This window comes from Bradyrhizobium sp. AZCC 1577 (genome assembly GCF_036924575.1).
Lineage (GTDB): Bacteria > Pseudomonadota > Alphaproteobacteria > Rhizobiales > Xanthobacteraceae > Bradyrhizobium.
Genome location: NZ_JAZHRQ010000001.1, coordinates 5,269,928 through 5,296,816 on the forward strand (window position 1 = coordinate 5,269,928; position 26,889 = coordinate 5,296,816).

Here is a 26,889-nt window from a genome sequence, read left to right on the forward strand (position 1 = left end):
CGCGTCTTGATCACGAGCATGTCTGGAACCAAAAAATCCTTGGTGATCCCGGCCAGCCAGGCAGTCCTTCACCGGGAACGGCGCGCCGGCGCCGCCGTTGACCAGATGTTGCTGAAAAGGCCGATCCAATGGCTGGTCTTGAATTCGAGATGACCTATCGTCTGCGCGTGCGCGGTCCGATGCCGGCGACGCAAGGCTCGCCCCTTGGCGAGCACATCTACTGGGAGATGAGCGAGGGCACACTGGAAGGTCCGCGTATCAATGCGCGGATCGCGATGCCGGGCGGTGACTGGTACCGGCCGGGCGCGGATGGCTTTGGCCGGCCCGATGTCCGCGTGCAATTCATCACGGATGACGACGCGGCTATTCTGCTGCACTACACCGGCCTCGTGCAGATGAATGACGCATTCACCAAGGCCGCCGAAGCGGCCACCGCCACGCGCTTTGAAGATCACTACATGCGGATGGCGATGCGCTTCGATACCGGCGCACCGAAATATGCCTGGCTCAACCAGCATGTATTTTTGGCCGAGGGCCGTCTCACCGGAAAAAACCAGATCGAGTACCGCATTTACCGCGTCACGTGATTGCTGAATGCGCCAGATTACGCCGGAGCCTGCCATCGGGCCGCGCTTACCAGCTTCCGGCAGCAGATTCTCGTCGCCAATCAGCCGACCGGTCAAATCTTTGTGCACAGATGCGAGCGGGGCCCAACAACAGGCGCTCAAGAACATCGTCACCCTGCATATCACCAGGCGTGGACGCTGGCCGACGAATCCGTCACGGCTTAGCCGCTTCATCGCTTGACACCTCGATGTTCGAGGCCTACATGCTTCGTATGCCTCGTCCCGTAAAGGCCATCCGTTCGGCGCCCCGCCCAATGCTCGATTACACCGATCGCGCGTACTGGCAGGGAACGATCAAGATGTCGCTTTCCAAGTTCTTCGTGCTTTGCGTGCTTCATCAGAAGCGGATGCACGGATACGAGGTCGTCCAAGCGGTCCAAAGGACGACCAAGGGATGCTGCAGTCCTACCGAGGGAACGGTCTATCCGGTGCTCAACGAGTTTGAGGCAGGCGGCTACCTCACCTCGCATTCCGAGATTGTCCAGGGGCGCGAGCGGAAGGTCTACACCCTCACCAGGAAGGGGCGCGAAGCGTTCCAGACCGCAGTCGACGCATGGCTGGAGGCGACAGATTGCATTATCGCCAGCAAGGCAGCAGCAGATGCGATGAATCGTTCGCGCGGCAAGGCCAAATACACATGCTGATATTTTTTGCGTCCACACATCGATGATCGAGGCATTGGCGCCCGATGCATATTTTGGGTCGCTGCTTATATGCATTTCGAAGAGTCAAATGAACGTGGTCATCGCGCTTGGTAGCGCTCAGGCCGGCCGCAGGATCGACCTGTTCGGCGGCCGCGACGTGCTTGCCGCTATCGGCCGCGCTCGAACTCGCCGGCTTCGTCGCTCTCCTTGCTCCCACCCCTTCATCGACGGTTGAAACAAGTATGAGACTTCGTTCACTTGCCGATCCGGATTTCCTGCCCGCGCTCGACAAGCGCTACGCCCTGCAACGGCTGGCAAACGACCTTGGCAGCGGTCCACAGTATCCCCCACGCATCCTGCTGCTCTACGGGTCGCTGCGGGAACGCTCCTATTCCCGGTTCGTCGTCGAGGAGGCAGCGCGCCTGCTGCGGTTCTTCGGAGCCGAGCCGCGAATATTCGATCCCTCGGATTTGCCGCTACCCGATCAGGTCAGGGCGGACAATCACCCCGCGGTCCACGAGTTGCGCGAGCTCGCCATGTGGTCGGAAGGACAGATCTGGTGCAGCCCCGAGCGCCACGGCCAGATCACCGGCGTCATGAAGGCGCAAATCGATCACTTGCCGCTCAACATCGGCGGCATGCGGCCGACCCAGGGCCGGACACTGGCCGTCATGCAGGTTTGCGGCGGCTCGCAGTCGTTCAATGCGGTGAACACGCTTAGGCTCTTGGGACGCTGGATGCGGATGTTCACCATCCCCAACCAATCGAGCGTCGCGAAGGCCTTCCAGGAGTTCGATGAAGCCGGACGGATGCGGTCGTCTGGCTACTACGAACGGATCGTCGACGTGGTCGAGGAACTTTTCCGTTTCACGATCTTGCTCCGACCGCATGTCGCTACCCTGAGCGACCGATACTCCGAGCGCAAGGAGGCGGGCCGCCCGGCGAAAGATGTCGGGACTGACCTATCGGCGATCGCAACAGCGCACCAGCGGTAAGGAACACGAGCGTGACGAAGCTGGTCTGGCCGACTGATCTCCACTTGGTCAAGCGCGACCGAGACTGGGCCGCAGGGCATCGTCCCTCTGGCACGCCTGCGGGCCTGAATTGCGCTCCACACGACGCGTCAGTTCTCCGCGGACCCCGCCCCTTCCTTTACTTCCCGGCTGGTCCCGCCCAAAGGGCGCGAGGCGAACAAGCGCCCTGCTAACGTTTCGTCGAGCGACGGCGCGAACTGACGCTCTTCCCTATGGAAGAGTGCTTTGAAGAAAAGAGTGTCAGAAGCCGAATTGATTGTTCTGGCGATCAAGGCGGTCGCGAGCACGGCAAAGGCCAGGCGAGCCAGAAGCACGCTCGTAAGGTCAGCGCCGAGCGCGACGACGACCACCGTATCCTCGATGAGGCTGTGGGCAAAACCCATGAACACGCAAGCGAGGAATATCTGACGCGGCTCTGCGCTAGCCGTGCGCGCCTCGCGGATCAGCAGTCCGGCGCCATAGGAAATCCCAAGAAACAGGCCGACAGCGGCGAAAGGTACCGTCTGCTTTTCAATGCCAGCCAGCCGAAAGAGTGGCGCAAGCCCTCTGTTCATCCAGTCCAGGATGCCCGACATCTTGAGAAGCTCGATTAGCCAGCTCAGCGAAAGCAGAACGAACAGCATGATCGCCAAGGTCTTGAGTGTGCCCAGGAGAACGCCGCTCCAACCGGTGCTTTCATTCATCGGCATCCAGGCCGGCTTCACCGGCTCGGACTGCCATCCGGTCGCGGCGAATATCTGGTGCAGAAGGACGGCAAAGATCAACCCTCCGCCGATACGAAGCGCCGCGGTGGCCAGGAAGCTAGGTCCGGCTTTTTGAATTATCCGTTGCTCGATCGGAATGGCGTGCGCAAACAGCAGAAGAGCCGAAAAAACTGTCATGTCGGCTGTGCTGAGGGCTGAAACCGGAACCAGGGTGAACATGGTCACAAGCGCCCCCCAGATCCCGACCAGCAATCCGGTCAGCCAGGCAAAGGCGAGTTCGGGTGGCAATCCCACCAGCGTCATGACTGGGGAGAAGAACGGAGAAATCGCCTGGATGACACCAAGGTCCTGCAGAAGCTGGGTGGCTATCGCAACCGGCACGATGACGCGAACCAGCTCCCAATAGATTTCAAGCGTTTCCAATGTCTTGCGATAGACGGCGGTGCAGATCGCCATTGGCGGCTCCATCAGCGTTGGAGCCCGTGACTAGCGTGAGACGCTTCGCATTTGCGGTCAAATTTTGCGATTCTGTGCAATAAAATTGCAATCGACGCCGAGCGAGGACCGAGATGGACAAGATCGACAGGAAGCTTCTCAACCTGCTCCAGGATGACGCTTCACGGACGAACGCCGAACTGGCGGAATTGGTCGGGCTTTCTCCCTCGAGCTGCCTGCGCCGCATTCGACGACTGAAGGAAAGCGGCGTCATCAGCCACGTTGTCGCGCTTCTTGCCCCGGCCAAGGCTGGCCGAGGCATGAAGGCGTTCGTCACCATCGAACTGGAGCGACATGGCGAGCAATATATGCGTGATTTTTTGGAGCGGGCCGCTCAGGAAACGGCCGTCACTCAGGCCTACAGCGTGAGCGGCCAAACCGACGCCGTCCTCATGCTGCGCTTGACGGATATGGACGAGTTCGATGCGCTGTGCGAGCGGCTGTTCCGAGAGCGAAGCAATGTCGCACGATACTACACGATGTTCGTGATCCGAACGGCCAAAGAAGTGACCGCAATTCCGCTCTAGATTCTACAGTTTGATAGACCTACCGGCTGCCTTCGCCTTGCGGTCGTTCGCGACCACATGCTCAGCGGGAGCGGTCTACCCGGCGGTTGCGATCTCGGCCGTCAGTCCGAACTCCACCGGCATCTGTCCGGCAAGGTACGCTGCGCCATGACGGCGTGAGATCGATTCTGTGCCATCACAAGATCATACGCGATTTCGACCAGAAGGGAATCCCGAAGCGGCTAACGGAGTTGTCACCCTGACAACCCCCGAGGCGCGGCGTTTCGCGCTCGTTCCAAGGGCCAAGGAATTGATAATTTGCCGGGGGTTCGCAGATCGCACTTGGGCCATTCAGCGGCATCATAAAAGCACATTCAGTGAGATGCGGGAATCCGGCGTCTTCGGTGTCGTCGTCTTCTGCAGCGATTATCACTGTAGCCACTCGATCGCGCTGCCCGCCGATCACTGGCCGGATCATGTTCGGGGCTGTCGGATATCGAGCCGCATTTCGTCTGCAGGTCCGTGGGACGGGTTAGCAAAAGCGTAATCCGCCGTTGGGCTAGTTCATCCCGAATGGGAGAATGCAGTGGATTACGCCTTCGGCTAATCCACCCTACGAGGCTATTGCTTGAAACAATGCTCGCGGTGCCATTTTAGGAAATGGGGATGCGGACGGTCAGACATTCGACGAGGCGCAAGCGCACGACCGGATTTGTTGATGATTGATCCTATTCCCTGTGGATCGTTCGTCTGTCGCGAGATTAGTATCTCCAAGTCGTCGGCCAAGCTAATAAGACCACGATCAAACATCCAATGCGCGGTGCCCGAAAGAGCGATCCCGTTGCCGACAATATCTGGCCCACTCGCTTCCACTGGCCGGATATGTGCGGCCGCGACTTCTGCCCGACCCCTTCCGTTGATGAGCTTTAGCCCTGTGATAGCGCAGCGCTCGTCGTAGGCGCGCAGTACAACGCGACGGAACACTCGATCGCGCAAGGTCCTCGACACCGTGACACTAATGCGGTCGCGCAGTTGGTCAAACTCAAATGGCGTCTGCTCCTCATCTAAGCCCAGCGACAGCATTTCATTGTCGAGCCGAGGCAACAAAGGCGTGCTTTCCTTGAATCCGAGTTCGACTATTCTTTTGAAATCTTCGGGAGAGATTGGACGGACCGCCGATTGAGCGCGTCCGGAAATCCGTCCCTGCGCATTGAGAACGCCCTGCTCTATAGGTCCCGTCGCGCCGTTGAAAGGGACCGTATTGGCAAAGTCGAGATAGCTTCCCGACTCGATCAGCGCGACATACATCCCTGGAACGGCAGGATCAGGAATAACTTGTTGAACCTTAGCAATTGCAAAGTAACCCCGCGTCTCGGCGACCTTGCTTGGTTCATAATAGACTATCCAATCATCAACGCAGGCTTCGACGCGACGCAGGTATTGACGGGGAAATTGGTATTGTTCAGCCGGGCTGTCGTCATAGATCGAGTCTGAGCGGTGGATGAATACCCCAAATCCCATAGCTTTCTCGGCACAGCATTTCCGGCCATTAGATCGGCCCTCTAGTCAACTCTCCAAAACTCTAGCGTGACTCACTCCCACTCAATCGTCCCCGGCGGCTTGCTCGTCACGTCGTACACCACCCTGTTCACCCCCTTCACCTCGTTGATGATCCGCGTCGCGGTGGCGCCGAGGAAGCTCATGTCGAAGGGATAGAAGTCCGCGGTCATGCCGTCGGTGGAGGTCACGGCGCGCAGGCCGACGACGTATTCATACGTGCGGCCGTCGCCCATCACGCCGACCGTTTTCACTGGCAACAGCACGGCAAAGGCCTGCCAGATCTTGTCGTAGAGGCCGGCTTTGCGGATCTGGTCGATGTAGACGGCGTCCGCGTTGCGGAGGATGTCGAGCTTTTCTTTCGTGATGTCACCAGGGCAGCGGATGGCAAGGCCCGGACCCGGGAACGGGTGGCGGCCGACGAAGATTTCGGGCAGGCCGAGTTCGCGGCCCAAGACGCGGACTTCATCCTTGAACAGTTCGCGCAACGGCTCGACCAGCTTCATGTTCATGCGATCAGGCAAGCCGCCGACATTGTGGTGCGACTTGATGGTCACCGAAGGGCCGCCGGTGAAGGAGACGCTTTCGATCACGTCGGGATAGAGCGTGCCCTGCGCCAAAAATTCGGCGCCGCCGATCTTCTTCGCCTCCTGCTCGAACACGTCGATGAACAGGCGGCCGATCGTCTTGCGCTTCGCCTCGGGATCACTGACGCCTTTGAGCTCGCCGAGGAAGAGTTTTGACGCATCAACATGCACCAGCGGGATATTGTAGTGATGCCGGAACAGGTCGACTACCGTTTCGGCTTCCTTCAGCCGCAGCAGGCCGTGATCGACGAACACGCAGGTGAGCTGGTCGCCGATCGCCTCGTGGATCAGCACCGCGGCGACCGCGGAATCGACGCCGCCGGACAGACCGCAGATCACCCTGCCCTTGCCGACCTGGGCGCGGATTTTTTCGATCGCTTCCTCGCGGAAGGCGCGCATGGTCCAGTCGCCGGTGAAGCCTGCAACCTTGCGGACGAAATTGCGCAGCAGCTTGGCGCCATCAGGCGTGTGCACCACTTCGGGGTGGAACATCAGGCCGTAATATTTGCGCTTCTCGTCCTGGATCACCGCGAACGGCGCGTTCGGCGAGACGGCGGCGACGGTAAAGCCCGGCGGCATTTTGGTGATGCGGTCGCCATGGCTCATCCATACCGGATGGCGTTCGCCCATCGACCAGGTGTCGTCGAACAATCTGCTCGCCGTCTTCACCTCGACATCGGCGCGGCCGAATTCGCGGTGGTGGCCGCCCTCGACCTCGCCGCCGAGCTGGGCGGCGAGCGTCATCTGGCCGTAGCAGATGCCGAGCACGGGGACGCCGGAATCGAAGATCAGTTGCGGCGCGCGCGGCGAGCCTTCTTCGTGCACCGACTCCGGCCCGCCGGAGAGGATCACCGCCTTCGGCTTCATCTCCTTGAAGGCAGATTCGGCCTTCTGGAACGGCACGATTTCGGAATAGACGCCCTCCTCGCGCACCCGGCGGGCGATCAGTTGCGTCACCTGACTGCCGAAGTCGACAATCAGAATCTTGTCATGCGCCGAGGCCACCGAGGGCGTCGACTCGCGGGCTTTCTGTGCTGCTGTCATGGACAGGAATTACGCGACGGGGCGCGGCCTCGCAACCGCGGCAAAGGGCTGACCCACATTCTTTCTCGGGCATGGACAAATCGATATTAGGTAAGTATTATTGACCTAATTGTGCCGGTTGCCGGGAGTCCGTATTGACGCGCTATCGTTCCGGGGCGCGCAAAGCGCGAACCCCAATGTGCAATTGCACATTGTGGAACCTCGAGATTCTCAGGTGCGCAATTGCGCACCATAGTTCGATGCTTCGCATCGCCCCGGAATGACGATGACGGGGCCTCTTATGAACGATCGCAGGACTTCCCCCATGAAAATTCCCACCCTGCCCTTCACCGTCACTGACTGGAGTCAGGTCGCCGCAACCACGCATCCGGGCGTTTCAGGCGAAGCGCTGTGGCGCACGCTCAACATCGGTGATCTCCGCGTGCGGATGGTCGAGTATTCACCGGGCTATTTCGCCGATCACTGGTGCGACCGCGGGCACGTGCTCTATGTGCTGGAAGGCGAGCTCGATACCGAACTGCGCGACGGGCGGATGTTCAAGCTTCGCTCGGGCATGAGCTACCAAGTGTCGGATTTCGGCGACGCCGCTCATAGATCTTCGACGAAGACGGGCGCGAAGCTGTTCATTGTGGATTGAAGATCTCTCCCCGTCATTGCGAGGAGCGAAGCGACGAAGCAATCCATCCTTCTTTACGCCGCGCTATGGATTGCTTCGCTTTCGCTCGCAATGACGCGGAAAGAGCGTCACCCCTTCTTCAACACCGAGACGAAAAATCCATCCGTGCCCGTCCTTCGCGGCGTCATCAGCCATCCCTCCGGCGATCGCAGCGCAGCCTTCGCAAAATCCTCCGCTCTGTCCCACAGCACGCTCGCCGTCTCGTTCAGTGGCTGAATCGAAAACTCGGGATGACGTGCCACGAAGGCGCGGACTTGTTCGCCGTTTTCGCTTGGCAGCACCGAGCAGGTGACATAGGCGATCCGGCCGCCGGGCTTGACCAGGCGGCTTGCGCGATCAAGCACTTCGGCCTGGTCCTTCAAGCGAACCTCCAGCGCGCCAGGGCGCATCCGCCATTTGGCGTCGGGATTGCGGCGCCAGGTGCCGGTGCCCGTGCAGGGCGCGTCGATGAGCACGAGATCGGCCGATGCCTTGATGTCGGCCAATGGATCAGTGTCGCCCTTCGGCGTACGAATCTCGGCGTTGTGGACGCCGGCGCGTGACAGCCGCTCGTAGATCGGGGCAAGCTGGCGCTTGTCGCGATCGGTTGCGATCAATCGCCCCTTGCCTTGCATCATCGCGGCCAGCGCCAGCGTCTTGCCGCCGGCGCCGGCGCAGAGATCGATCACCTGCTCGCCGGGCTTGGCAGCGGTGAACAGCGCCGCAAGCTGCGAGCCCTCGTCCTGCACCTCGATCGCGCCCTTGATGAAATCCTCTTCCGCATGAATGCCGGGATTGCGGGCGTCGGCGCCGAGTTCGATGCGGAGCCCGATCGGCGACCACGGCGTCGGCGTAGCTCCGAGATGGCCGAGCGACGCCAGCACTTTTTCGCGCTTGGCTTTGAGCGTATTGACGCGCAGATCGAGCGGCGCGCGGCTCGCCATCGCGGTGGCCTCCGCCACGCGGTCGTCGCCGAACACGGCGGCCAGATGCGCATCCAGCCATTCCGGATAGTCGCCGGCGATGTGCGGCGGCGCGTCGTCGAGGGTCCGCGACGTGAGCGCTGATCGTTCGGCCTCGGTCAGTGGTTCCGGCGCAAAGCGCCCGCCGTCGCAGAGCGCCGACATCGCCTCCACATCGAGCTTGCGCTCGAGCTTCAGCATGCCGAGCACGCGCGCCCGCGGCGTGTCGGCGTCCATCAGCCAGGCGCTCGATGCCCGCCGCCGCAGCACGTCCCAGATCAGGCCCGAAATCGCCGCGCGATCGCCCGAGCCGGCATAGCGATGCGCGGTGCCCCACTCCTTCAGCGCCTTTGCAGCGGGAACGCGCTGCGCGTCGATGGTGTCGATCAGTTCGATGGCGGCGGAAAGGCGGGCAGCGGGCGTCATTCAGGGCTTTCTAGATCAGAAGCAGAAGCTTCAGCGCGAAATAGATCCACATCACGAGCAGCACCAGCGCGCCGGCAAACCACGCCAGGCTGCGCTGCTGGATGTTGTTCGAGGTGACGAAAATGCCGGCATGGGCAAATCGTGTCACCACGAACACCCAGGACATCAGCACGATGAAGAGATCGGCCCGGCGCAGCGGCAGCGCCAGCGCGATCAGGAGGTAGAACAGCAGGGGTACTTCGAACTGATTTGAGAAGCAATTGCCGATCTGGGCGACGCGGGCCGGATATTTCGGCTGTCCGAGCGCGATGTCCTTCAGGCTGGTTTCGCGGGCCTTCACCGCCTTGGTGCGGGCCGTCACCATCCAGAGCAGCAAGAAGAAAGTGAGCCCGATCAAAACGAAGACCGGCAGCAAAACCATTTGAACCGACATGAGAATCTCCCCCGAAACCTGCCTGAGATCCCATAGCAATAACGAGACGCCCCTCACCTGACAAATCCACTTAACCGGGCTCGCTTGAACCACAAGGAGAACCCAGACGACCAACTAGCGAGAATTCCGATGGTTCTGGTCTCGAACCGGCCTTGGAAAGCAATCCGCGAGCAGGCGATGAACATCACCTCCCCGATCCTGACCGGCGCCGGCCGCGCCGCCGAGCTGCCCGGCGTCTGTGACCTCCCTGCTCCGGGCCGTCGGATTCAGCGACGGCCCGGACGGCGGCCTTGGCATCGTCATGTCGGCCTTGGCCGGTATCGCCGCGGCGCTGGCGGTGGCGATCATGCTCTCCGTCTATTTCCACAGCGGCCACCGCAGCCGCCACGATCTGCTCAAACACGGGCTTGCCGCTTCCGCGGTGCTGGTCCTGCTCGCCTTCGCGATCTCGGACATCAGGCACGCGGCGCAGGCCTATCTCGGCCTCAATCCGACAAAGCCCGCGGTGGAATTTGAAATCCGCCTGCCGAAGGCGACGTTGACGACCGCCGCAGACATCCAGATCGAGCTGCTCACTGACCGGAACCAGAAACTGGCGAAGGTCGAGGGCGCGCTGGCCTCCGCGCCCGACGGCCGCAGCATCCTGCGCGGGACCGTGACGCTCGATTACCGCACCACCGAGCGCATGATGGTGCTAAATCTGCCCGGCCGGGCCCAAAGCACGTTCCGCCTGCGGCTGCCGGCAAGCCCCTCGCATTCGGAGCAGTTCGGGCCGTGGCATCTGGCCGACGGCATCGTCCCCGCCAATGGCGACACGGTGACATCAGAGATTCATGACGCCTTCGCGATCCGCTATCGCGTGCTCTGACGCCATTGAGATATCAAGATGGCGGACCACTGGGCACATTTGCTTTGACGCCAACAACCAGCGCTCTACTGTATCCCTGACGGTCGCCGAAAGAGAGCAGCCGCGGGAGGAGTGCAACTTTGCGATTTCGCGATCAGGAAATTGTCTTCGCCACCGGCGCCAAGGGACAGAATATCGATATTCTCACCGCCAATCCGGTCAATTACTTCCACGTCATCAGCAATGCAGCCGAGCTGCCGAGACTTGTGATCGACGGCAAGCTGTTCCTGCCGGCCTCGGATACGCGCAAACGCAACGGAAAGCTTCCGCTGGTGATGGTGGTGCCGGGCAGCCTCGGCGTTGCGCCCTCGCACCTGGCGCACGCCGAAACGGTGGTCGGCGACGGCTTTGCAGCGTTTGTCCTCGACAGTTTCGGCGCGCGCGGCGTGACCTCGACGGTCGCCAACCAGACCCAATTCTCCTTTGCCGCCAGCGCCTACGACGTGCTGGCGGCATGGCAGGTCCTATCAGCCCATCCGGAGATCGACGCATCCCGGATCGGCGCGCAAGGCCACAGCCGCGGCGGCTCGGCCGTGCTGACGGCAGCGACGCGTCGCTTTGCCGATGCAGTGGTCGGCGCCGGCGCCGGTTTTCGCAGCGTGCTCGCCGCCTATCCCTGGAGCGGGCATCAGTTCCTCGATCCGTCCGTCGACGAAACCGAAATCCGCGTCATCATGGGCGATGCCGACGAATGGTGCTCGCCGATGCAGGTGCAGGGCCATTGCCAGGCCATCCGCCTCTCCGGCGGCAAGGCGACGATGCGGCTGATCGGCGGCGCGCAGCACAGTTTTGACCGCGGCACCGGGATCGAGAACGTCGCTGAAGCATCCGTCTCCCCCGCCGCGCCGACGGCCTACATCGCCAATGACGGCGCCTTCATCCATCCGCTTCAGGGCGTCGCGGAGAGCAAGCTCACCGACCGCGACCTGATGATCTATGGGCTGAAGGCCGGCTATGGCCGCAAGGGCGCGAAGATCGGAAGCCGCGACGGAGACGCTGAGCTGTTTCGGGAGGACATGCTGGCGTTTTGGCGACGGACGTTGGGGTGAGAATTCTGACGCCACTGCAACTTCGCAGCTTATCATCCTCCAATGAATGGCAATCATTTGAAGAGGTAGTAGATCTCCAGTGCGGTTCGGAACGGGGCAAGCCGAGACATGTCGCTTAAGGGTGTGACGCTGACCTCGTAAATGCCTTCACTTAACTCGATCGTGTCAAGCCGTCGGCCGAGGTAGGTGGCCCCCGTGATATTGCGCCCTTCAGGCCGGACAGTTCGATCGTAAATGGCTCTATTTTCCAGGTCGCGAACGACAATCCGAATGACAGTCTGCAGCTTGCCAGGTGGCCGCGCCACATTACCTGGCTGCCCGACTGGCCCTCCGATGAGATCATCAACTCGAACCCGTTGCTCAGCATTGTCAAAATAGACCAGCAAGCTCAGATAGTAGATATTCCGCTGGATGATACGGGTGCGAAACGTGAACGGTGTCCCCTCAACCAACTCCACGGGGACAACCTGCACCGGAACGTCGCTATAGATGAGCTTCAAGAACTGAGCATAAGGCGAAACACCGTATAGCGAACGGACATAAATTGTCAGGACGAGCAAGACGATCAAAGTGACCGTCACTGCAGCGAGCATCTGCGTTCGCGAGCGGCGCTTCATGTTAGTTCTGCGATCTTGGAGGTCAGGCAAAGATTTGAAGGATTGCTCTAGGTTATCGTGCGGCCGTCACTTTTTGTCCGCTCAACAAAGAAATGAGCGCCTGTCTTGCACTCGCACTCCTGGAGGTTGCAATGGCATTTTCGATGACCTATGTATTTTCTGACAATTTTATATGAATGTCTTGTTAGCGAGACGCGGCCACTCTTTGCGCTCTCGTCATCGTTCTGACTCCAGACGCGGCGATAATCCGTCCAAAAGGATTACTGCATGTCCGAATTTCGCCTGACGCAAATTTCCGATACCCACCTCGCCCGCCGTCTGCAAAAACTCACCGACAATTTTCACCGCGTCAGCGAGCACATCGATGCGACCCGGCCGGACCTCGTCGTCAACACCGGCGATCTCGCCTTCGACGCGCCGACCAGCCCGGACGATCTCAACTTCGCGAAGGAGCTGCATGACTCGCTGCCGGTGCCGTGCCGGCATTTGCCGGGCAATCACGACGTCGGCGACAACCCGACGGAAGTCGCCCCTGCGCCGAAGGATCTGGCGACAGAAAACGAACGGCAGAACTATCTTTCCGTGATCGGCGAAGACCGCTGGCGCTTCGATGCGGCCGGCTGGTGCTTCATCGGATTGAACTCGCTGATCATGAATACCGGGATCGAGAGCGAGGCGGAGCAGTTCGGCTGGCTGGCTTCAGAACTCGGGCGTGTGAACGGCAAGCCGATCGCGCTGTTCCTGCACAAGCCGCTGTTTTTGAACGCACCTGATGACCCCGAGACTCTCGACACGGCTATCCGCTATGTGCCGCAACCGCGGCGCAGAAGCTTGATCGAAATGTTTTCGAAGGTCGATCTGCGGCTGGTCGCCTCAGGGCACGTCCATCAGCGTCGCGACTTCACCTATCGTCACACGCGCCACGTCTGGGCGCCGTCGACAGGCTTCATCCTTCCCGAACGAATTCAGCCGGTCATCGGCATCAAGGAAGTCGGGCTGGTAGAGTATCGCTTCCAGCCCGACGCCCTTGAAGTTCGGCACATCAAGGCGCCGGAGCAAACCGATGTTGATCTGGATTCACTGATCGGCAGGAACCCTTAGACCTCAGTACTCCCGCTCAATGTAGTAGGAGCCATCGGTCCAGGGCTGTGACGCAAATGCGCCCACGCGTGGGGCCGGGTGAAACCGGTTACCGTAGTAGTAGCCCGGGGGCGTGGTGGTCCTGACGCCATAGCCTCCTGTGACGTAGGCTGAGTTCGGATAGCTATAGCCTGTCACGCCGGGCTCCTGATAGACCACTTGAGCCATCGCAGGAGTGGCCAGCATCGTGGCGGCAACCAGGCCGAGCGATAGTTTCTTGAAGTTCGTCATTTGGCTTCTCCATCAGATGTCAGGGCCAACGACAGTTGCGAAGGGACGTTCCGCCGCCCGCCTCAAGTAGGCGTGAGCTTGTTCCTGAGGGTTCCCAGAACTCAGGCGCGCCGGCTTCAAATCTTGTCCGGCCCGACGCGCACCAACTGCTTACCGAAATTGGCGCCCTTCAGAAGGCCCATGAACGCAGTCGGCGCGCTCTCGAGCCCTTCGGTGACGAACTCCTTGTGCTTGACTTTGCCCTCGCGCACCCACCCCGACATGTCGCGCAGGAAGTCGCCGTGGCGCGCAGCGAAATCGCTGACGATGAAACCGCGGATGGTCAGGCGCTTGGTCAATACCGCGCGCATCAGGGACGGCGCCCATTTCGGCGCCACCGCCTGCGTGTCGTTGTAATGTGCGATCAGGCCGCAGACCGGAATGCGCGCAAACGCATTGAGCAGCGGGAACACCGCTTCGAACACCGCGCCGCCGACATTTTCGAAATAGACGTCGATGCCTTTGGGGCAAGTATCCTTCAGCTTGGCCGCGAGATCAGGGTCGCGGTGATCGAGGCAATCGTCGAAGCCGAGTTCATTCTTGACGTAAGCGCATTTGTCCTTTCCGCCGGCAATGCCGACCGCGCGGGCGCCCTTGATCTTCGCGATCTGGCCGACCGCCGAGCCAACCGCGCCGGAAGCGGCCGCGACGACGACGGTTTCGCCTGCCTGCGGCTTGCCGATGTCGAGCAGGCCCGTATACGCCGTCATGCCGGGCATGCCGAGCACGCCGACCGCGGTCGAGATCGGCGCGATTTTCGGATCGATTTTTGCAAGACCCTTGCCGTCGGAGACCGCATGCGTCTGCCAGCCGGCGCGCGAGAGCACGATGTCGCCCTTGGCGAAGTCGGGATTGTTCGAGGCGATCACTTCGCTGACGGTGCCTGCTTCCATCACGCCGCCGATCGGCACCGGCTGGGCATAGGACGGCCCGTCACTCATGCGCCCGCGCATGTAGGGATCGAGCGACAGCCAGATGGTGCGAAGGAGCACCTCGCCAGCGCCCGGCGTGGGGATGGGGCAATCCTCAAGGCGGAAGTCGGAGGGCTTTGGTTCGCCGACGGGGCGCGAGGCGAGAACGATGCGTTTGGCTTGGGACATGACGGTTTCCTCCAAATGTTATTGTTGTTCGTCATTGCGAGCGTAGCGAAGCAATCCACAGCTCCGCAAGCTGTGAAATGGATTGCTTCGCTGCGCTCGCAATGACGGTGGAGAGTGGCGCTCCCGTTCCAAACGCCGTCATTCCGGGGCGCGAAGCGAACTATGGTGCGCAATTGCGCACCTGAGAATCTCGAGACTCCGGGTCTGGTCCTTCGGACCATCCCGGAATGACGGAGGAGAACTACGCCCCGCCCGGATAATTCGGGCTCTCCCGCGTGATCGTCACGTCGTGGACGTGGCTTTCGCGCAGGCCCGCGCCGGTGATGCGGACGAACTGGGCCTTGGCGTGGAATTCGGCGAGGTTGCGTGCGCCGACATAGCCCATCGCGGCGCGCAGGCCGCCGGCGAGCTGGTGCATGACATTGGCGACCGGGCCCTTGTAGGGTACCTGGCCCTCGATGCCCTCGGGCACCAGTTTCAGCGTGTCCTTGATGTCCTGCTGGAAATAGCGGTCGGCCGAGCCGCGCGCCATCGCGCCGACCGAACCCATGCCGCGATAGGCCTTGTAGGAGCGGCCCTGCCACAGAAAACACTTCGCCGGGCGTCTCGTCGGTGCCGGCGAGCAGCGAGCCGACCATGGCGATGTCGGCGCCGGCGGCGAGCGCTTTGGCCAGATCGCCGGAATATTTGATGCCGCCATCGGCAATCACTGAAACGTTGGCCTTCTTCGCCGCTTCCACCGCATCCATGATCGCGGTGAGCTGCGGCACGCCGACGCCGGCGACGATGCGCGTCGTGCAGATCGAGCCCGGGCCGATGCCGACCTTGATCGCGTCAGCGCCCGCGTCGATCAGCGCCTGCGCGCCCTCTTTCGTTGCGATGTTGCCGGCAATCACCTGCACCGCGTTGGAAAGCCGCTTGATGCGATTGACCGCGTCGAGCACCCGCGAAGAATGGCCGTGTGCGGTATCGACCACGATCAGGTCGACGCCGGCATCGATCAGCCGTTCGGTGCGCTCAAAGCCACCCTCGCCGACCGTGGTCGCGGCAGCCACACGCAGGCGGCCATGCTCGTCCTTGCAGGCGAGCGGATGCGCAACCGCCTTTTCCATGTCCTTGACGGTGATCAGCCCGACGCAGCGGTACTGGTCGTCGACAACGAGCAATTTCTCGATGCGGTGGGTGTGCAGCATCCGCTTCGCTTCGTCCTGGCTAACGTCCTCGCGAACCGTGACGAGGTTCTCGTGCGTCATCAGCTCCGAGACTTTTTGTTTGGGATTGGTCGCAAAGCGGACGTCGCGGTTGGTGAGAATGCCGATCAGCTTGCCGGGCGAATTCTTGCCGGCGCCGGTGACGACGGGAATGCCGGAAAAGCCGTGGTCCTTCATCAGCGCCAGCGCGTCCGACAGCATCGCATCGGGACCGATGGTCAGCGGATTGACCACCATTCCGGATTCATACTTCTTGACCTGCCGCACCTGCGCGGCCTGCCCCTCCGGATCGAAGTTGCGGTGGATGACGCCGACGCCGCCGGATTGCGCCATCGCGATCGCCATGCGCGCTTCGGTGACCGTGTCCATCGCCGACGCGATAATCGGAATGTTCAGCGGAATCGCGCGGGTCACGTAGGAGCGGATATCAGCCTCCGAGGGCAAGATATCCGAGAGACCGGGCTTCAGAAGCACATCGTCGAACGTGAAGGCTTCACGGATACCCTGAAGTCCCTGCGCCATTGCCAACTCCTTTCGGCGGCTCGCCGCCGCGATCAGTTCTATGGATGAACGCCGCCTTCGGCGATGCTACCGGCATCGCCGTCGAATCGAAGCCCATCGGTGGGGTTGACGGTGGTCGATAGCATGGCAGCACGCCGAATCAAAGCGTTTGACGGCTATGCACAGACTTTTCGGGAAACGCCGCAATCCCAAGGGTTTAGCGGGAAGAGTTTACGGGAAGGCCTTACGGCCGATAGCCCGGCGGCGGCCCGTGCTGGCGGATCGCCTCCACCACCTCGCGGTGCCGGCGATCCTCCCGCTTCATGTGAACCGCGATCAGCGCATGCGCCGACGGCACCAAGAGCAGGACGTGGAAGATCAGCCCGAAAACCAGGCAAAACACGATCAGGACCAGGTTGAAGATCGCCGAAAACGGCTGCCCGTTCAGGAGCAGCCCGAGCGGCGGCAACAGCGCGGCGAGAACGTAGATCATCATGACCTCCAGCGGCTGGCGCGGTGCATACCAGCGTCACGCAGGATTTAGGTGGTTTGCCCGGTTTCGCAATGGCTTGTGTGACGGCGGGATGATACAGCGCCCTCGCCTGCCTCTCTCTCCAGTCCCCGATCCCGATGGATAAGCAACGCCTGATCCCGCTGATCGTCGCCACCGCGCTGTTCATGGAGAACATGGACTCGACGGTGATTGCGACCTCGCTGCCGGCGATCGCGGCTGACATCGGTACCAGCCCGCTGACGCTGAAGCTGGCGATCACGTCCTATTTGCTCTCGCTCGCCGTGTTCATTCCGGCCAGCGGCTGGACCGCGGATCGCTTCGGTGCGCGCATGGTGTTCTCGATCGCCATCGGGGTGTTCATGATCGGGTCGATCGGGTGCGCGCTGTCGCAGAACATTACCCATTTCGTGATCGCCCGCATCCTGCAGGGCATGGGCGGGGCGATGATGACGCCGGTCGGGCGGCTGGTGCTGTTGCGCTCGATCGACAAGAGCGCGCTGGTCAACGCGATGACGTGGGTAACGGTGCCGGCGCTGATCGGGCCGGTGATCGGCCCGCCGCTTGGCGGCTTCATCACCACCTACTTCTCCTGGCACTGGATCTTTCTGATCAACATCCCGATCGGGCTGCTCGGCATCTTCATGGCGATGAAGTACATCGACCCGATCAAGAGCGAGGATCCCGAGCGCTTCGATCTCTATGGGCTGGTGCTGGCCGGGATTGGGCTAGCCGGCATCGCCTTCGGTCTCTCGGTCGCAGGTCTCAATTTGTTGCCCTGGCCGATTATCGCCGGCCTGGTCGCGATCGGCACCATCTCGATGACTCTCTATGTCATGCACGCGAAACGAACCGGCTCGCCGGTGCTCGATTTCTCGCTGCTGCGACTGTCCACCATGCGCGCCAGCATTATCGGCGGCTTCCTGTTCCGGCTCGGCATCGGCGCGCTGCCGTTCCTGCTGCCGCTGTTGATGCAGGAGGGTTTTGGGCTGACGCCGTTCCAGTCCGGCCTGGTGACGTTTGCCTCGGCCGTCGGCGCCATGGGGATGAAGACGCTGGCGGCGCGCATCATTCGCGCCTTCGGCTTCCGCTACATGATGACGGTCAACGCCGTCATCAGCGCAGTCTTTCTCGCGGCCTGCGCATTGTTCACGGTGACGACGCCGCTGTTGCTGATCTTCATCATCCTGGTGGTCGGCGGCTTCTTCCGCTCGCTGCAGTTCACTGCGATCAACACCGTCGCCTATGCCGAGGTCGAGCCGGCGCAGATGAGCCGAGCCACCACGCTCGTCAGCGTCAACCAGCAATTGGCGATATCGGCAGGCGTCGCCGTGGGCGCGTTCTCGGTCGAATCGACCATGCTGTACCAGCATGTCACAGAGCTGAATGCCGGCGTATTCCCGCCCGCGTTCCTCGTGGTTGCGATCATCTCGGCGGCGTCGGCCTACTTCTTCTGGCAGATGCCTGACGACGCCGGCCACGAGATTTCAGGGCGCAAGGTCGTCGAGATCTCCAGCCGCAAGGGTGCGGAAAAGGCAGCGACCAGGAAGGCCGCCAGCGAAGGCACCGAGGACGCTCGGGATCAGCGACTGGGGTAACTCGCGGCGCATTTTCACACCCAAATGCCGGATTTTCCCGTCTCCGTGCCGCGCCGAACATCCTGCGCCCGTCGAGCCGCTGAGTCCCGGCAATCCGGTCAACGACCTCTCAATGACCCCTTGGCCGATGGCCAGTCACTCCCCGCGTCGGAGTGCGCTGCCGCACTTCGTCCGCGTTGACAGACAGGGAAGCTTCGGCGCCAAGCGGCGGCGCTTTCATGTCTTCCGTCAGGAAGATGCGATCGATTCTACGGCGCATGAGCTGGTAGCACTCGCATGTCGCCGCTTCGAGCCGCTTCCTGTCAATCTCAATCGAGCTGCGCCGATTGGATCGGATTCCACCCGAGTCGCGCAGCTTGCATACGACATGCGTCACCGTCGGGCGGCGCACACCGAGCAGTTCCGAAAGCGTCTGTTGCGTCAGCGGCAGGATGTCGCCGTCGGCACGATCGTGGAGTTGCAGCAACCATCTTGCCAGGCGGGCCGTCACCGAGTGCAGCGCATTGCAAGCTGCGACGTGTTGGAATTGGACCATTAGCGCCCTGGTGTGGATTTGAACCGTTCCCCTCAAGGCGCTGCTGCGTTCAAGCGCCGCCTGAAACTGTGCCGACGAAATCTGCAGCGCGGTCCCCGCCACCCGCACCACCGCCGTCATCGGAGAGCGGGAAGGCCCCAGCGTCGTCAGGACGCCCACGGCTCCTTCATTGCCCACGACGGCGGTCGCAACGGTTTGTCCGCTCGGCATATCCATCACAAAAGCGATCAGGCCGCTAAGCGGGAAATGAATCCGTTCTATTGGATCGCCCGACCGCACCAGCACGGCGTCACGTTCGAGGGTAACCAGTCGGAAATGACGCACAAGCAAATCGAGGTCTGCCGGCGGCAACGCAGCTAACAATCGATTACCAACTCTGGCCCTCTGCTCCATCACGGGAATACTCCTTCCCAGACGGAGGCGCGGGTCACTTGCAGAAAATTCCCGGTGGCGTTGGGGCTGCATGCGACAAACAGACCGCGCCTGAGTACTGAAATACTGAGTATTGAAATACGCCGCTACGGGAGAAAGTTCCAGGGATTCGACGCGTGATCCGGCCCAGGGCTGCAACCGTCGGAGACGCCGTCCAGTCCCCGCGCCGCGCAGGTTGCGCTAGTTGCGGTGCCCTCGAAAGCCCATCGCCAGCACGTAGCGCTCCGAGGAGTCCTGCCGGCTCGAGGCCGGCTTGACGTGACGGACGCTGGAAAAGTCGCGCTTCAATTGGCCCACGAGTTCAGCATCGGCGCCGCTTTGGAAGACCTTTGCCAGGAACGTCCCGCCGGGATTGAGCACCTCGGCGGCAAAGGCCGCGGCCGTCTCGACGAGGCCGATGATGCGGAGCTGATCGGTCTTGCGGTGGCCGGTGGTGTTGGCCGCCATGTCGGACATCACCACATCGGCGCGCCCGCCCATCATTGCGATCAGCTTTTCGGGTGCGTCCTCGGCCAGAAAGTCGAGCTGCGCGAAATCGACGCCGGGAATTTCCGGCATTTCCAGCAGATCGATCGCCACCACTTTGCCCTTGCCATTGATCGCGCCGACACGCTTGGCCGCGATCTGGCTCCAGCCGCCGGGGGCCGCGCCGAGATCGACCACGGCATTGCCGGGCTTGAGAAACCGATATTTGTCGTCGATTTCGATCAGCTTATAGGCCGCCCGCGAGCGATAGCCCTCCCGCTTGGCCTTTGCCACGTAGGGATCGTTGAGCTGCCGCTCCAGCCAGAGCTTTGACGACAGCTTGCGCTTGCCCGCGCTTTTGACCGTGACGTGCAGCCGTCCGGTGGTGTCTTTCGCCATATCGATACTTGTCTTGAAAATGCCAGTCCGGACCCGGAGCCTGGAATCAGTAGCACGGAAGTGGATACGCATTGAAGCGAGCATGATGGGCCGGACCCACCATCCTAGCGCCGGCCCCGTTGCCATGGAACAGCGCGACGCACCGAGCTGCCGGGTCATCCCGTTCGAGGTAATGCAGCCGCACGCCATCGCGGTCGATGAAACTGCCGATCGGTGGGTACCTCCGTTCGGCCGTGACCGAGACACTATATTCCCAATCACCAGAACAAGGACGACACCCTAAGATAGCTTCGGGACAGTGGACATTCGCTGAGCCTTGTGCCGTGCCTAGCGATCCGAATTGCGGCGGGTGAAGAGCCAGTCTGCGGCATAACCGCGACATGTTTGCCGACGTTCCTAAGCAGTCGTTGCGAACCAAGCGAGGTGTGAGGAAAAGATCGGAAGGCTTGGAACGGTCGCACAGCGATTGCGTTGCTCGGGTCGGAGCTGGGGGAGTCATCAACCTGCAATCAGCGGAGAACTAAGATGGCCAACCCACGCCAAGAGGAAAAGTCTACCCAAGGCATGGAAGACGCCGCCCGCCGCGCCGGCGAGAAGACTGCCGAACAGACCAGCCGCTTTGGACAAGCTGCAGCCGAGCAGACGACGCGGATCGGACATGCTGCGGCTGAAGCCGGAGAGGAAGTGGTCCGGGCAGGCGCTACCCTATTCCAGCAAAACGCCGAGACGTTACAGAACACTTGGCGCTTCGGCCTGGATATGGCGACGACCCTGATGGGGCGGTCCACGGAGCAACTTGGTCGATCGCTCGGTCTGTCGGGAGACGGAGTGCAACAGGCAGCCGAACGATCGGCCCGCAACGCGCAAACCATCCTATCTACCGGCACGACTGCTGCCAAAGTGATGGGCGGCATTTCGCAGGAATACCTGCAGTTGGTTCGGCATCAAGTCGAGACGAACATGGACCGCATGAATGAATTGTGGGCCTGCCGAACTCCTCAGGAGGTTGCAGCCGTTCAGACGGACCTGGTACGTGAGACCGTGGGATCTGTTCTGGAGAGCAGCCGGCGGATAGCCGATATGTCGCTCAAATTGGCCGACGATGCCGGAAAGCAGATTAAGCAGAATATGGAAGAGGTGCGGCGCGCCGCCTAGTGCGGGCCCTATTGCTCGGCCTTGAGGGAAGAGCGGCCGGCTTTCAGCCGCTCTTCCCTCTTGTGGGCATAGCCCGGGACCCCACACATCAGCACGGCCGCAGCGCGCCGTCCTCGCGCATCATCTCCACCAGCATGCCCTCGCGCAGGCCCCGGTCGGCCACCCTGAGCCGAGGCAATGGGAAGGCGTCGCGGATCGCGTCGAGAATGGCGCAGCCGGCCAGCACCAGATCGGCGCGCTCGACGCTGATGCAATTATTGTTGGCCCGTTCCTGATAACTCATACCGAGCAACCGCTGGATCACCGCCGTAACGTCGGGACCGTTCATCCAGATGCCATCGATGCGCCGGCGGTCGTAGCGCGGCAGGTTGAGATGGATGCCGGCAAGCGTCGTCACGGTGCCCGACGTGCCCAGCATATGCATGTCGCGCAGATCGTTGCCGTGCTCGGCCGCAAACGGCGCCACATAGTGCGCGACTTCGCGCACCATCCTTGCATAGGATTCCGCCGTGACGTCACGTCCGCCGAAATGCTCGGCCAGCGTGACGACGCCGAGCGGGACCGACATCCACGCCTTGATGCGCGGCACCGCGTTCTGCTCTTCCGGATCGCGCTCGATCCGCACCAGCTCGGTCGACCCGCCGCCAATGTCGAACAGGATCGCACCCCGCCCTTTGGCGTCGAGCAGCGGCGAGCAGCCGATCACAGCCAGGGTTGCTTCGGTCTCGCGATCGATCACCTCGAGGCGGATGCCAGTCTCGCTCGCGACGCGGGCACGAAAGCTGTCGGCATTGGCGGCGGCTCGGCAGGCTTCGGTTGCGATCAGCCGCAGGCGCTTGGCCTTGCGGTAGCGGATCTTGTCGCTGCAGATGCTGAGCGCCGCGATGGCGCGCTCGATCGCCGCCTCGCTGATGGAACCGGTGGCGGAAATGCCCTCGCCAAGCCGGATGATCCGTGAAAACGAATCCACCACGCGAAAACCGTCGCCGGCCGGGTGGGCGATCAAAAGGCGGCAATTGTTGGTGCCAAGGTCGAGTGCGGCATAGACACCGTTTGCCGTGGCCGCCGCAACCGCCCCTGCCGGGCTGGCGCAGGCCTCAAGGGCTTCGCGCAGCCGCGTATCGTGGTTCATCAAAACTGTCTTTCCGCAGGCCGCGTCCGGGCCGCCGAAGAAAATCACCGTTCACGGAAACTTTAGCAGCGCCAAGGGGCTACGCAACAACCCATCACATAGGACTATGCCCAATCAGGCGTTGTCCGGGATTACACGGTACGTTATCTGAGCGGGAACCCGCGGAACCAAGAATCCAGCAAGAAATCCAAGAGAATCCCAAGCATTTCAGGTGTTTTCGATGCAAGATCACACGTCGGCCTCCTCCCTAGACAACGCTATCGCACTGCAAAAATACGGTGTGGGGCAGCCGGTGCGCCGCAAGGAAGACGACACGCTGGTGCGCGGCAGGGGCAAATACACCGACGATTTCACCCTGCCCGGCCAGGCCCATTGCTGGATAGTGCGCTCCAGCCATGCCCACGGAATCATCAGGGGGATCGGCACGGCCGCCGCCAAGGCGATGCCGGGCGTGCTCGGCGTCTGGACCGGCAAGGATCTCGAGACCGCCGGCTACGGCCCCTTCACCTGCGGCCTGCCGTTGAAGAGCCGCGACGGTTCGCCGCTGTTGCAGACCAACCGCCCGGCGCTGCCGACCGACAAGGTTCGCTTCGTCGGCGACCCCGTGGCCTTCGTGGTCGCGGAAACGCTGGCACAGGCGCGCGATGCGGCGGAGGCTATAGAGCTCGACATCGAGCCGCTGCCAGCCGTGACCGATGCGGCGGAAGCCGCAAAGCCCGGCGCGCCGCAGCTTTACGATCACATCCCGAACAACGTCGCGCTCGATTATCACTATGGCGATGCTGCCAAGATCGACGCCGCGTTCGCTGCCGCCGCCCATGTGACCAGGCTGGACATCGTCAACACCCGCGTTGCCGTGGTGTCGATGGAGCCGCGCGTGGCGCTGGCCGCCTACGACAAGGCCGCCGAGCGCTTCACGCTGCAGGTGCCGACGCAAGGCGTCTCCGGCAACAAGGTGACGCTGGCAAAAATCCTCAACGTGCCGAACGACAAGGTTCGTATCCTGACCGCCAATGTCGGCGGCTCCTTCGGCATGAAGAACGTCAGCTATCCCGAATATACCTGCATCCTGCATGCGGCGAAGGCGCTGGGCCGTCCAGTAAAATGGACCGACGAACGCTCGACCAGCTTCCTCTCCGACAGCCACGGCCGCGGGCAGCTCATTCACGCCGAACTGGCGCTCGATGCCGACGGCAAGTTTCTCGCGGTGCGGCTTTCCGGTTACGGCAATCTCGGCGCCTATATCACGGGCGTCGCGCCGGGGCCGCTGTCGCTCAACACCGGCAAGAACCTCGCCAGCGTCTACCGCACCCCGCTGCTCGGCGTCGACATCAAGACGGTGTTGACCAACACCACCTTGATGGGCGCCTATCGCGGCGCCGGCCGGCCCGAGGCGAACTACTACATGGAGCGGCTGATCGACCGCGCCGCCGACGAGATGGGCATCAACCGGCTGACGCTGCGCAAGCGCAACTTCATCAAACCGACGCAACTGCCGTTCGCAGCAGCTTCGGGCGTCACCTATGACAGCGGCGACTTCGCCGGCGTCTTCAACAAGGCACTGGAGATTTCCGACCACGCCAATTTTACCAAGCGCAAGAAGGAGAGCCGGAAGAGCGGCAAGCTGCGCGGCATCGCCGTTGGGTCGTATCTGGAAGTCACCGCGCCGCCGAGCGGCGAACTTGGCAAGATCACCTTTGAGCCTGACGGGTCGGTGAAGCTGACCACCGGCACGCTCGATTACGGCCAGGGCCATGCCACGCCGTTCGCTCAGGTGCTGTCGGCGCAACTCGGCGTTCCCTTCGAGAAGATCACCATCGAGCAGAACGACAGCGATCTCGTCCGCTTCGGCAACGGCACCGGCGGCTCGCGCTCGATTACGGCGACCGGCCAGGCGATCGTGGAAGCCTCCGCGCTCGTGATCGCAAAAGGCAAGCAGGCGGCCGCGCATCTGATGGAGGCATCCGAAGGCGACATCGAATTCGCCAATGGCCGCTTCACCATCGCCGGCACCGACCGCTCGATCGGCATCATGGATTTGGCGAAGCGCCTGCGCGAGGGCAAGATGCCCGAAGGCGTGCCGCTGTCGCTCGACGTCGACCATGCCACCAAGGATACGCCGTCCACCTTCCCCAACGGTTGCCATGTCGCGGAGGTGGAAATCGATCCCGAGACCGGCGTCGTGCAAATCGTGCGCTATTTTGCGGTCAACGATTTCGGCACCGTGGTCAATCCGATGATCGTCGCCGGCCAGTTGCATGGCGGCGTCGCGCAGGGCATCGGGCAGGCGCTGATGGAGCAGGTCAGCTACGATGCAAGCGGCCAGCCGATCACCGGCTCGTTCATGGATTACGCGCTGCCGCGGGCCGAGGACATTCCGCCGATGGAGATCGGCGACCACCCCTCGCCGGCAAAATCCAATCCGCTGGGCACCAAGGGCTGCGGCGAAGCCGGCTGCGCCGGCAGCCTCGTCTGCGTCGTCAACGCGGTGGTCGACGCGCTGTCGGATTACGGCATCACGCATATCGACATGCCGCTGACGCCGGAACGGGTGTGGCGGGCGATTCAGGATGCGAAGGCGGAGCAGGCGGCGTAGGGCCGCACTGCCCATCACATCTACAACTGTCATCGCCCGCGTAGGCGGACGATCCAGTATTCCAGAGACACCCGTTGTAGAGTCGAGAAGCCGCGGAGTACTGGATTCCCCGCCTGCGCGGGGAATGACAGGTGAGATCGCGGCCGCCGCCTTACCCCTACGCCGCCGCCTGCTCGCGCGGCTGGTAGATCGCGATGTGGTGGCAATGCGCCAGCGGCGTGTTGCCGTTGCCGACGACCAGCGCGTCGAGCTCGACGAAGCGATGGCCCTTCTTGTCGTAATTGCCGACCACCTTCGCACGCGCCGTGATGACGTCGCCGGCCTTCGCCGCTGACAGCAGTTGCATGCGGCTGCCGACATGAATCCACGGCCCCAGGATGGCATTGTCGACCAGCACGCGATTCATCACCCGCTGCAGCAGGCCGGGATGACCCAGGCCCTCCCTGGCGTAGATCGTATCGGTTTCCCTGATGTCGGCGAGATATCCCGCGGCCGCTTCGCCTGCCCAGTCGCGCGGAGTGGTGCCGAGCCATTTGCCGACTTCATAGGAAGACGCGTTGACCGGCTTGCGCTCCGCGACCGCCGCGACTTCCCTGTAGTCTGCGATCGAAACAGCCGGCGCGGAGACCGGCAACGACGCCGTGCCGGTGGCACAAAGCGCGCCGCGGCTCTGCACGTCGATCGACAGCACGCCGTCGCTTTCTTCCGCCGTCAGCTCCGTGAGTTCGCCGTCATAAACCGGCTTGACGAAACGCGCCTCGATCAATCCGCGTTCCAGAAATGCGCGGCCCCATTTCGTCACCGGTTGGTGCATCATGTAGGCCATCACGTCGACGCCGGGGACCAGCCCACCCGAAAATCCGAACCGCTTCGCCACGGTGTCATCATGCATCTTGTTTTCGGATTGTTTGGCGGTGTTGTAGGCCTGGACGCGATACGGCTCGATGGGCATGCCGGTTTCCTGTTGTTTTTGGTTGTTTTTCCGCCGGTTATGGTACGCAAAGAATGTGCTGACGCAAGCGTGTTCCCGGCCCCGTTTTCCTCGCATTCCGGCATCGAATAGGTTACCACGCGCGGGCAAAAGAACCGCTGTCGAACCGATATGCCTGACGTGAACCAAACCCGCATCTATGTCGATGCCGACGCCTGCCCGGTGAAGGACGAGATCTATCGCGTCGCGATCCGCCACGGCCTGCCGGTCAGCGTCGTTGCGGGAAATTTCATCCGCGTGCCGCAGGACCCGCTGATCGAACGTATTGCCGCCGGTTCCGGCATGGACGCCGCCGACGACTGGATCGCGGAGCGCGCCGGCCGCGGCGATATCGTCATCACATCGGATATCCCGCTCGCCAGCCGTTGCGTGAAGGCCGGTGCCGAAGTGATCGCGCCGAACGGCAAGCCGTTCACGGAAGCATCGATCGGGATGACGCTTGCGGTGCGCAATCTGATGACCGACCTGCGCTCATCCGGCGAAGTGACCGGCGGTCCAAGGTCCTTTGCACCGCGCGACCGCTCGACGTTTCTGTCGGCGCTCGACCAGACCATCCGCCGCATCCAGCGCCAGCAGGCGCAGCAGCCTGCGCCGAACCAGGGTTGAA

At 62.1% G+C, this 26,889-nt stretch carries 26 protein-coding genes and 1 pseudogene; 13 read left to right on the forward strand and 14 right to left on the reverse strand.

Translation table 11 applies throughout. The annotated features are described in order from the left end of the window. Window positions 1–128 precede the first annotated feature (128 nt). The 4 genes from V1278_RS25200 (at window position 129) to arsH (ending at window position 2,265) form a co-directional block, all read left to right on the forward strand. Window positions 129–587, forward strand: a complete 459-nt coding sequence (locus V1278_RS25200; RefSeq protein ID WP_334382534.1) for a DUF3237 domain-containing protein — start codon at window positions 129–131, stop codon at window positions 585–587. A 293-nt stretch (window positions 588–880) separates the two neighbouring features. Continuing rightward, window positions 881–1,270 (forward strand): PadR family transcriptional regulator, encoded by a 390-nt coding sequence (locus tag V1278_RS25205; RefSeq protein ID WP_334382535.1) that lies wholly within the window; start codon window positions 881–883, stop codon window positions 1,268–1,270. 88 nt (window positions 1,271–1,358) lie between these two features. Next, window positions 1,359–1,505, forward strand: coding sequence for a hypothetical protein (locus tag V1278_RS25210; RefSeq protein WP_334368356.1), 147 nt, complete (start codon window positions 1,359–1,361; stop codon window positions 1,503–1,505). A 7-nt stretch (window positions 1,506–1,512) separates the two neighbouring features. Continuing rightward, window positions 1,513–2,265 (forward strand): arsenical resistance protein ArsH, encoded by a 753-nt coding sequence (gene arsH / locus V1278_RS25215; RefSeq protein ID WP_334382536.1) that lies wholly within the window; start codon window positions 1,513–1,515, stop codon window positions 2,263–2,265. Window positions 2,266–2,393: 128 nt separating this feature from the next. Here the strand turns inward: arsH and V1278_RS25220 are convergent, their stop codons facing one another. Continuing rightward, window positions 2,394–3,464, reverse strand: coding sequence for a nucleoside recognition domain-containing protein (locus tag V1278_RS25220; protein WP_334368354.1), 1,071 nt, complete (start codon window positions 3,462–3,464; stop codon window positions 2,394–2,396). Window positions 3,465–3,577: 113 nt separating this feature from the next. Here V1278_RS25220 and V1278_RS25225 point away from each other — a divergent pair, with 113 nt between their 5' ends. After that, entirely contained in the window at window positions 3,578–4,030 is a 453-nt protein-coding gene (locus V1278_RS25225) for an Lrp/AsnC family transcriptional regulator (protein ID WP_028346588.1), read from the forward strand. 600 nt (window positions 4,031–4,630) lie between these two features. Here the strand turns inward: V1278_RS25225 and V1278_RS25230 are convergent. Both V1278_RS25230 and guaA read right to left on the reverse strand, forming a co-directional pair. Next, window positions 4,631–5,530 carry an HNH endonuclease gene (locus V1278_RS25230; RefSeq protein WP_334368353.1) on the reverse strand — a complete coding sequence of 300 codons (900 nt, stop codon included), beginning with the start codon at window positions 5,528–5,530 and terminating at the stop codon, window positions 4,631–4,633. 71 nt (window positions 5,531–5,601) lie between these two features. Next, window positions 5,602–7,197 carry a glutamine-hydrolyzing GMP synthase gene (guaA, locus tag V1278_RS25235; RefSeq protein WP_334368352.1) on the reverse strand — a complete coding sequence of 532 codons (1,596 nt, stop codon included), beginning with the start codon at window positions 7,195–7,197 and terminating at the stop codon, window positions 5,602–5,604. A gap of 304 nt (window positions 7,198–7,501) precedes the next feature. On the opposite strand from guaA, the gene V1278_RS25240 reads away from it, so the two are divergent. Then, window positions 7,502–7,834, forward strand: coding sequence for a DHCW motif cupin fold protein (locus V1278_RS25240; RefSeq protein WP_334382537.1), 333 nt, complete (start codon window positions 7,502–7,504; stop codon window positions 7,832–7,834). Between the two features lie 107 nt (window positions 7,835–7,941). Here the strand turns inward: V1278_RS25240 and V1278_RS25245 are convergent, their stop codons facing one another. Continuing rightward, window positions 7,942–9,240 carry an RsmB/NOP family class I SAM-dependent RNA methyltransferase gene (locus tag V1278_RS25245; protein ID WP_334382538.1) on the reverse strand — a complete coding sequence of 433 codons (1,299 nt, stop codon included), beginning with the start codon at window positions 9,238–9,240 and terminating at the stop codon, window positions 7,942–7,944. A 10-nt stretch (window positions 9,241–9,250) separates the two neighbouring features. Next, window positions 9,251–9,673 (reverse strand): MAPEG family protein, encoded by a 423-nt coding sequence (locus V1278_RS25250; RefSeq protein ID WP_057846326.1) that lies wholly within the window; start codon window positions 9,671–9,673, stop codon window positions 9,251–9,253. A 238-nt stretch (window positions 9,674–9,911) separates the two neighbouring features. Between V1278_RS25250 and V1278_RS25255 the strand changes: the two genes are divergently transcribed. Together V1278_RS25255 and V1278_RS25260 are read left to right on the forward strand one after the other, a co-directional pair. Beyond that, complete coding sequence (locus V1278_RS25255; protein WP_334382539.1) at window positions 9,912–10,541, forward strand: acriflavin resistance protein; 630 nt, start codon at window positions 9,912–9,914, stop codon at window positions 10,539–10,541. A 119-nt stretch (window positions 10,542–10,660) separates the two neighbouring features. Next, the gene (locus V1278_RS25260) at window positions 10,661–11,629 is read left to right on the forward strand and encodes a dienelactone hydrolase family protein (RefSeq protein ID WP_334382540.1); all 969 of its coding nucleotides are present in this window, start codon (window positions 10,661–10,663) and stop codon (window positions 11,627–11,629) included. A gap of 53 nt (window positions 11,630–11,682) precedes the next feature. Here V1278_RS25260 and V1278_RS25265 read toward each other — a convergent pair whose 3' ends face one another. Next, window positions 11,683–12,246 (reverse strand): DUF5625 family protein, encoded by a 564-nt coding sequence (locus tag V1278_RS25265; protein ID WP_334382541.1) that lies wholly within the window; start codon window positions 12,244–12,246, stop codon window positions 11,683–11,685. Between the two features lie 267 nt (window positions 12,247–12,513). Between V1278_RS25265 and V1278_RS25270 the strand changes: the two genes are divergently transcribed. Next, window positions 12,514–13,347 carry a metallophosphoesterase family protein gene (locus V1278_RS25270; protein ID WP_334382542.1) on the forward strand — a complete coding sequence of 278 codons (834 nt, stop codon included), beginning with the start codon at window positions 12,514–12,516 and terminating at the stop codon, window positions 13,345–13,347. 3 nt (window positions 13,348–13,350) lie between these two features. Here the strand turns inward: V1278_RS25270 and V1278_RS25275 are convergent, their stop codons facing one another. From V1278_RS25275 to V1278_RS25290, 4 genes and pseudogenes are all read right to left on the reverse strand, one after another. Then, window positions 13,351–13,617 (reverse strand): hypothetical protein, encoded by a 267-nt coding sequence (locus tag V1278_RS25275; protein ID WP_334368345.1) that lies wholly within the window; start codon window positions 13,615–13,617, stop codon window positions 13,351–13,353. 116 nt (window positions 13,618–13,733) lie between these two features. Further along, the gene (locus V1278_RS25280) at window positions 13,734–14,756 is read right to left on the reverse strand and encodes an NADP-dependent oxidoreductase (protein WP_334368344.1); all 1,023 of its coding nucleotides are present in this window, start codon (window positions 14,754–14,756) and stop codon (window positions 13,734–13,736) included. Window positions 14,757–14,997: 241 nt separating this feature from the next. Next, window positions 14,998–16,489 (reverse strand): annotated as a pseudogene (gene guaB / locus V1278_RS25285) (IMP dehydrogenase). Between the two features lie 223 nt (window positions 16,490–16,712). Beyond that, window positions 16,713–16,961, reverse strand: coding sequence for a hypothetical protein (locus tag V1278_RS25290; protein ID WP_028346604.1), 249 nt, complete (start codon window positions 16,959–16,961; stop codon window positions 16,713–16,715). Between the two features lie 137 nt (window positions 16,962–17,098). Between V1278_RS25290 and V1278_RS25295 the strand changes: the two genes are divergently transcribed. Then, window positions 17,099–18,577: a DHA2 family efflux MFS transporter permease subunit gene (locus V1278_RS25295; RefSeq protein ID WP_334368342.1), complete on the forward strand. Its 1,479-nt coding sequence runs from the start codon at window positions 17,099–17,101 to the stop codon at window positions 18,575–18,577. Window positions 18,578–18,686: 109 nt separating this feature from the next. Here the strand turns inward: V1278_RS25295 and V1278_RS25300 are convergent, their stop codons facing one another. Both V1278_RS25300 and V1278_RS25305 read right to left on the reverse strand, forming a co-directional pair. Further along, a complete protein-coding gene (locus tag V1278_RS25300; RefSeq protein WP_334384254.1) occupies window positions 18,687–19,505 on the reverse strand; it encodes a Crp/Fnr family transcriptional regulator in 819 nt (272 codons plus the stop codon). A 219-nt stretch (window positions 19,506–19,724) separates the two neighbouring features. Next, entirely contained in the window at window positions 19,725–20,408 is a 684-nt protein-coding gene (locus tag V1278_RS25305) for an RlmE family RNA methyltransferase (RefSeq protein ID WP_057846319.1), read from the reverse strand. 525 nt (window positions 20,409–20,933) lie between these two features. Here V1278_RS25305 and V1278_RS25310 point away from each other — a divergent pair. Beyond that, entirely contained in the window at window positions 20,934–21,563 is a 630-nt protein-coding gene (locus tag V1278_RS25310) for a phasin family protein (protein WP_334368341.1), read from the forward strand. 88 nt (window positions 21,564–21,651) lie between these two features. Here the strand turns inward: V1278_RS25310 and V1278_RS25315 are convergent, their stop codons facing one another. Continuing rightward, window positions 21,652–22,695, reverse strand: a complete 1,044-nt coding sequence (locus V1278_RS25315; protein WP_334382543.1) for a Ppx/GppA phosphatase family protein — start codon at window positions 22,693–22,695, stop codon at window positions 21,652–21,654. Between the two features lie 220 nt (window positions 22,696–22,915). Between V1278_RS25315 and V1278_RS25320 the strand changes: the two genes are divergently transcribed. Then, complete coding sequence (locus V1278_RS25320; RefSeq protein ID WP_334382544.1) at window positions 22,916–25,291, forward strand: xanthine dehydrogenase family protein molybdopterin-binding subunit; 2,376 nt, start codon at window positions 22,916–22,918, stop codon at window positions 25,289–25,291. A gap of 157 nt (window positions 25,292–25,448) precedes the next feature. On the opposite strand, the gene V1278_RS25325 is transcribed toward V1278_RS25320, so the two are convergent. Further along, window positions 25,449–26,243: a hypothetical protein gene (locus tag V1278_RS25325; RefSeq protein WP_334382545.1), complete on the reverse strand. Its 795-nt coding sequence runs from the start codon at window positions 26,241–26,243 to the stop codon at window positions 25,449–25,451. Window positions 26,244–26,393: 150 nt separating this feature from the next. Between V1278_RS25325 and V1278_RS25330 the strand changes: the two genes are divergently transcribed. Beyond that, window positions 26,394–26,888, forward strand: a complete 495-nt coding sequence (locus tag V1278_RS25330) for a YaiI/YqxD family protein (protein WP_334382546.1) — start codon at window positions 26,394–26,396, stop codon at window positions 26,886–26,888. Window position 26,889: the final 1 nt, after the last annotated feature.

What these genes read in the sequence shown, in the direction of transcription:
- V1278_RS25200 (WP_334382534.1), top strand. Translation starts at nt 129, where the DNA reads ATGGCTGGTCTTGAATTCGAGATGACCTATCGTCTGCGCGTGCGCGGT.
- V1278_RS25205 (WP_334382535.1), top strand. Translation starts at nt 881, where the DNA reads ATGCTCGATTACACCGATCGCGCGTACTGGCAGGGAACGATCAAGATG.
- V1278_RS25210 (WP_334368356.1), top strand. Translation starts at nt 1,359, where the DNA reads ATGAACGTGGTCATCGCGCTTGGTAGCGCTCAGGCCGGCCGCAGGATC.
- arsH (WP_334382536.1), top strand. Translation starts at nt 1,513, where the DNA reads ATGAGACTTCGTTCACTTGCCGATCCGGATTTCCTGCCCGCGCTCGAC.
- V1278_RS25220 (WP_334368354.1), bottom strand. Translation starts at nt 3,464, where the DNA reads ATGGCGATCTGCACCGCCGTCTATCGCAAGACATTGGAAACGCTTGAA.
- V1278_RS25225 (WP_028346588.1), top strand. Translation starts at nt 3,578, where the DNA reads ATGGACAAGATCGACAGGAAGCTTCTCAACCTGCTCCAGGATGACGCT.
- V1278_RS25230 (WP_334368353.1), bottom strand. Translation starts at nt 5,530, where the DNA reads ATGGGATTTGGGGTATTCATCCACCGCTCAGACTCGATCTATGACGAC.
- guaA (WP_334368352.1), bottom strand. Translation starts at nt 7,197, where the DNA reads ATGACAGCAGCACAGAAAGCCCGCGAGTCGACGCCCTCGGTGGCCTCG.
- V1278_RS25240 (WP_334382537.1), top strand. Translation starts at nt 7,502, where the DNA reads ATGAAAATTCCCACCCTGCCCTTCACCGTCACTGACTGGAGTCAGGTC.
- V1278_RS25245 (WP_334382538.1), bottom strand. Translation starts at nt 9,240, where the DNA reads ATGACGCCCGCTGCCCGCCTTTCCGCCGCCATCGAACTGATCGACACC.
- V1278_RS25250 (WP_057846326.1), bottom strand. Translation starts at nt 9,673, where the DNA reads ATGTCGGTTCAAATGGTTTTGCTGCCGGTCTTCGTTTTGATCGGGCTC.
- V1278_RS25265 (WP_334382541.1), bottom strand. Translation starts at nt 12,246, where the DNA reads ATGAAGCGCCGCTCGCGAACGCAGATGCTCGCTGCAGTGACGGTCACT.
- V1278_RS25270 (WP_334382542.1), top strand. Translation starts at nt 12,514, where the DNA reads ATGTCCGAATTTCGCCTGACGCAAATTTCCGATACCCACCTCGCCCGC.
- V1278_RS25275 (WP_334368345.1), bottom strand. Translation starts at nt 13,617, where the DNA reads ATGACGAACTTCAAGAAACTATCGCTCGGCCTGGTTGCCGCCACGATG.
- V1278_RS25280 (WP_334368344.1), bottom strand. Translation starts at nt 14,756, where the DNA reads ATGTCCCAAGCCAAACGCATCGTTCTCGCCTCGCGCCCCGTCGGCGAA.
- V1278_RS25290 (WP_028346604.1), bottom strand. Translation starts at nt 16,961, where the DNA reads ATGATCTACGTTCTCGCCGCGCTGTTGCCGCCGCTCGGGCTGCTCCTG.
- V1278_RS25295 (WP_334368342.1), top strand. Translation starts at nt 17,099, where the DNA reads ATGGATAAGCAACGCCTGATCCCGCTGATCGTCGCCACCGCGCTGTTC.
- V1278_RS25300 (WP_334384254.1), bottom strand. Translation starts at nt 19,505, where the DNA reads ATGGAGCAGAGGGCCAGAGTTGGTAATCGATTGTTAGCTGCGTTGCCG.
- V1278_RS25305 (WP_057846319.1), bottom strand. Translation starts at nt 20,408, where the DNA reads ATGGCGAAAGACACCACCGGACGGCTGCACGTCACGGTCAAAAGCGCG.
- V1278_RS25310 (WP_334368341.1), top strand. Translation starts at nt 20,934, where the DNA reads ATGGCCAACCCACGCCAAGAGGAAAAGTCTACCCAAGGCATGGAAGAC.
- V1278_RS25315 (WP_334382543.1), bottom strand. Translation starts at nt 22,695, where the DNA reads ATGAACCACGATACGCGGCTGCGCGAAGCCCTTGAGGCCTGCGCCAGC.
- V1278_RS25320 (WP_334382544.1), top strand. Translation starts at nt 22,916, where the DNA reads ATGCAAGATCACACGTCGGCCTCCTCCCTAGACAACGCTATCGCACTG.
- V1278_RS25325 (WP_334382545.1), bottom strand. Translation starts at nt 26,243, where the DNA reads ATGCCCATCGAGCCGTATCGCGTCCAGGCCTACAACACCGCCAAACAA.
- V1278_RS25330 (WP_334382546.1), top strand. Translation starts at nt 26,394, where the DNA reads ATGCCTGACGTGAACCAAACCCGCATCTATGTCGATGCCGACGCCTGC.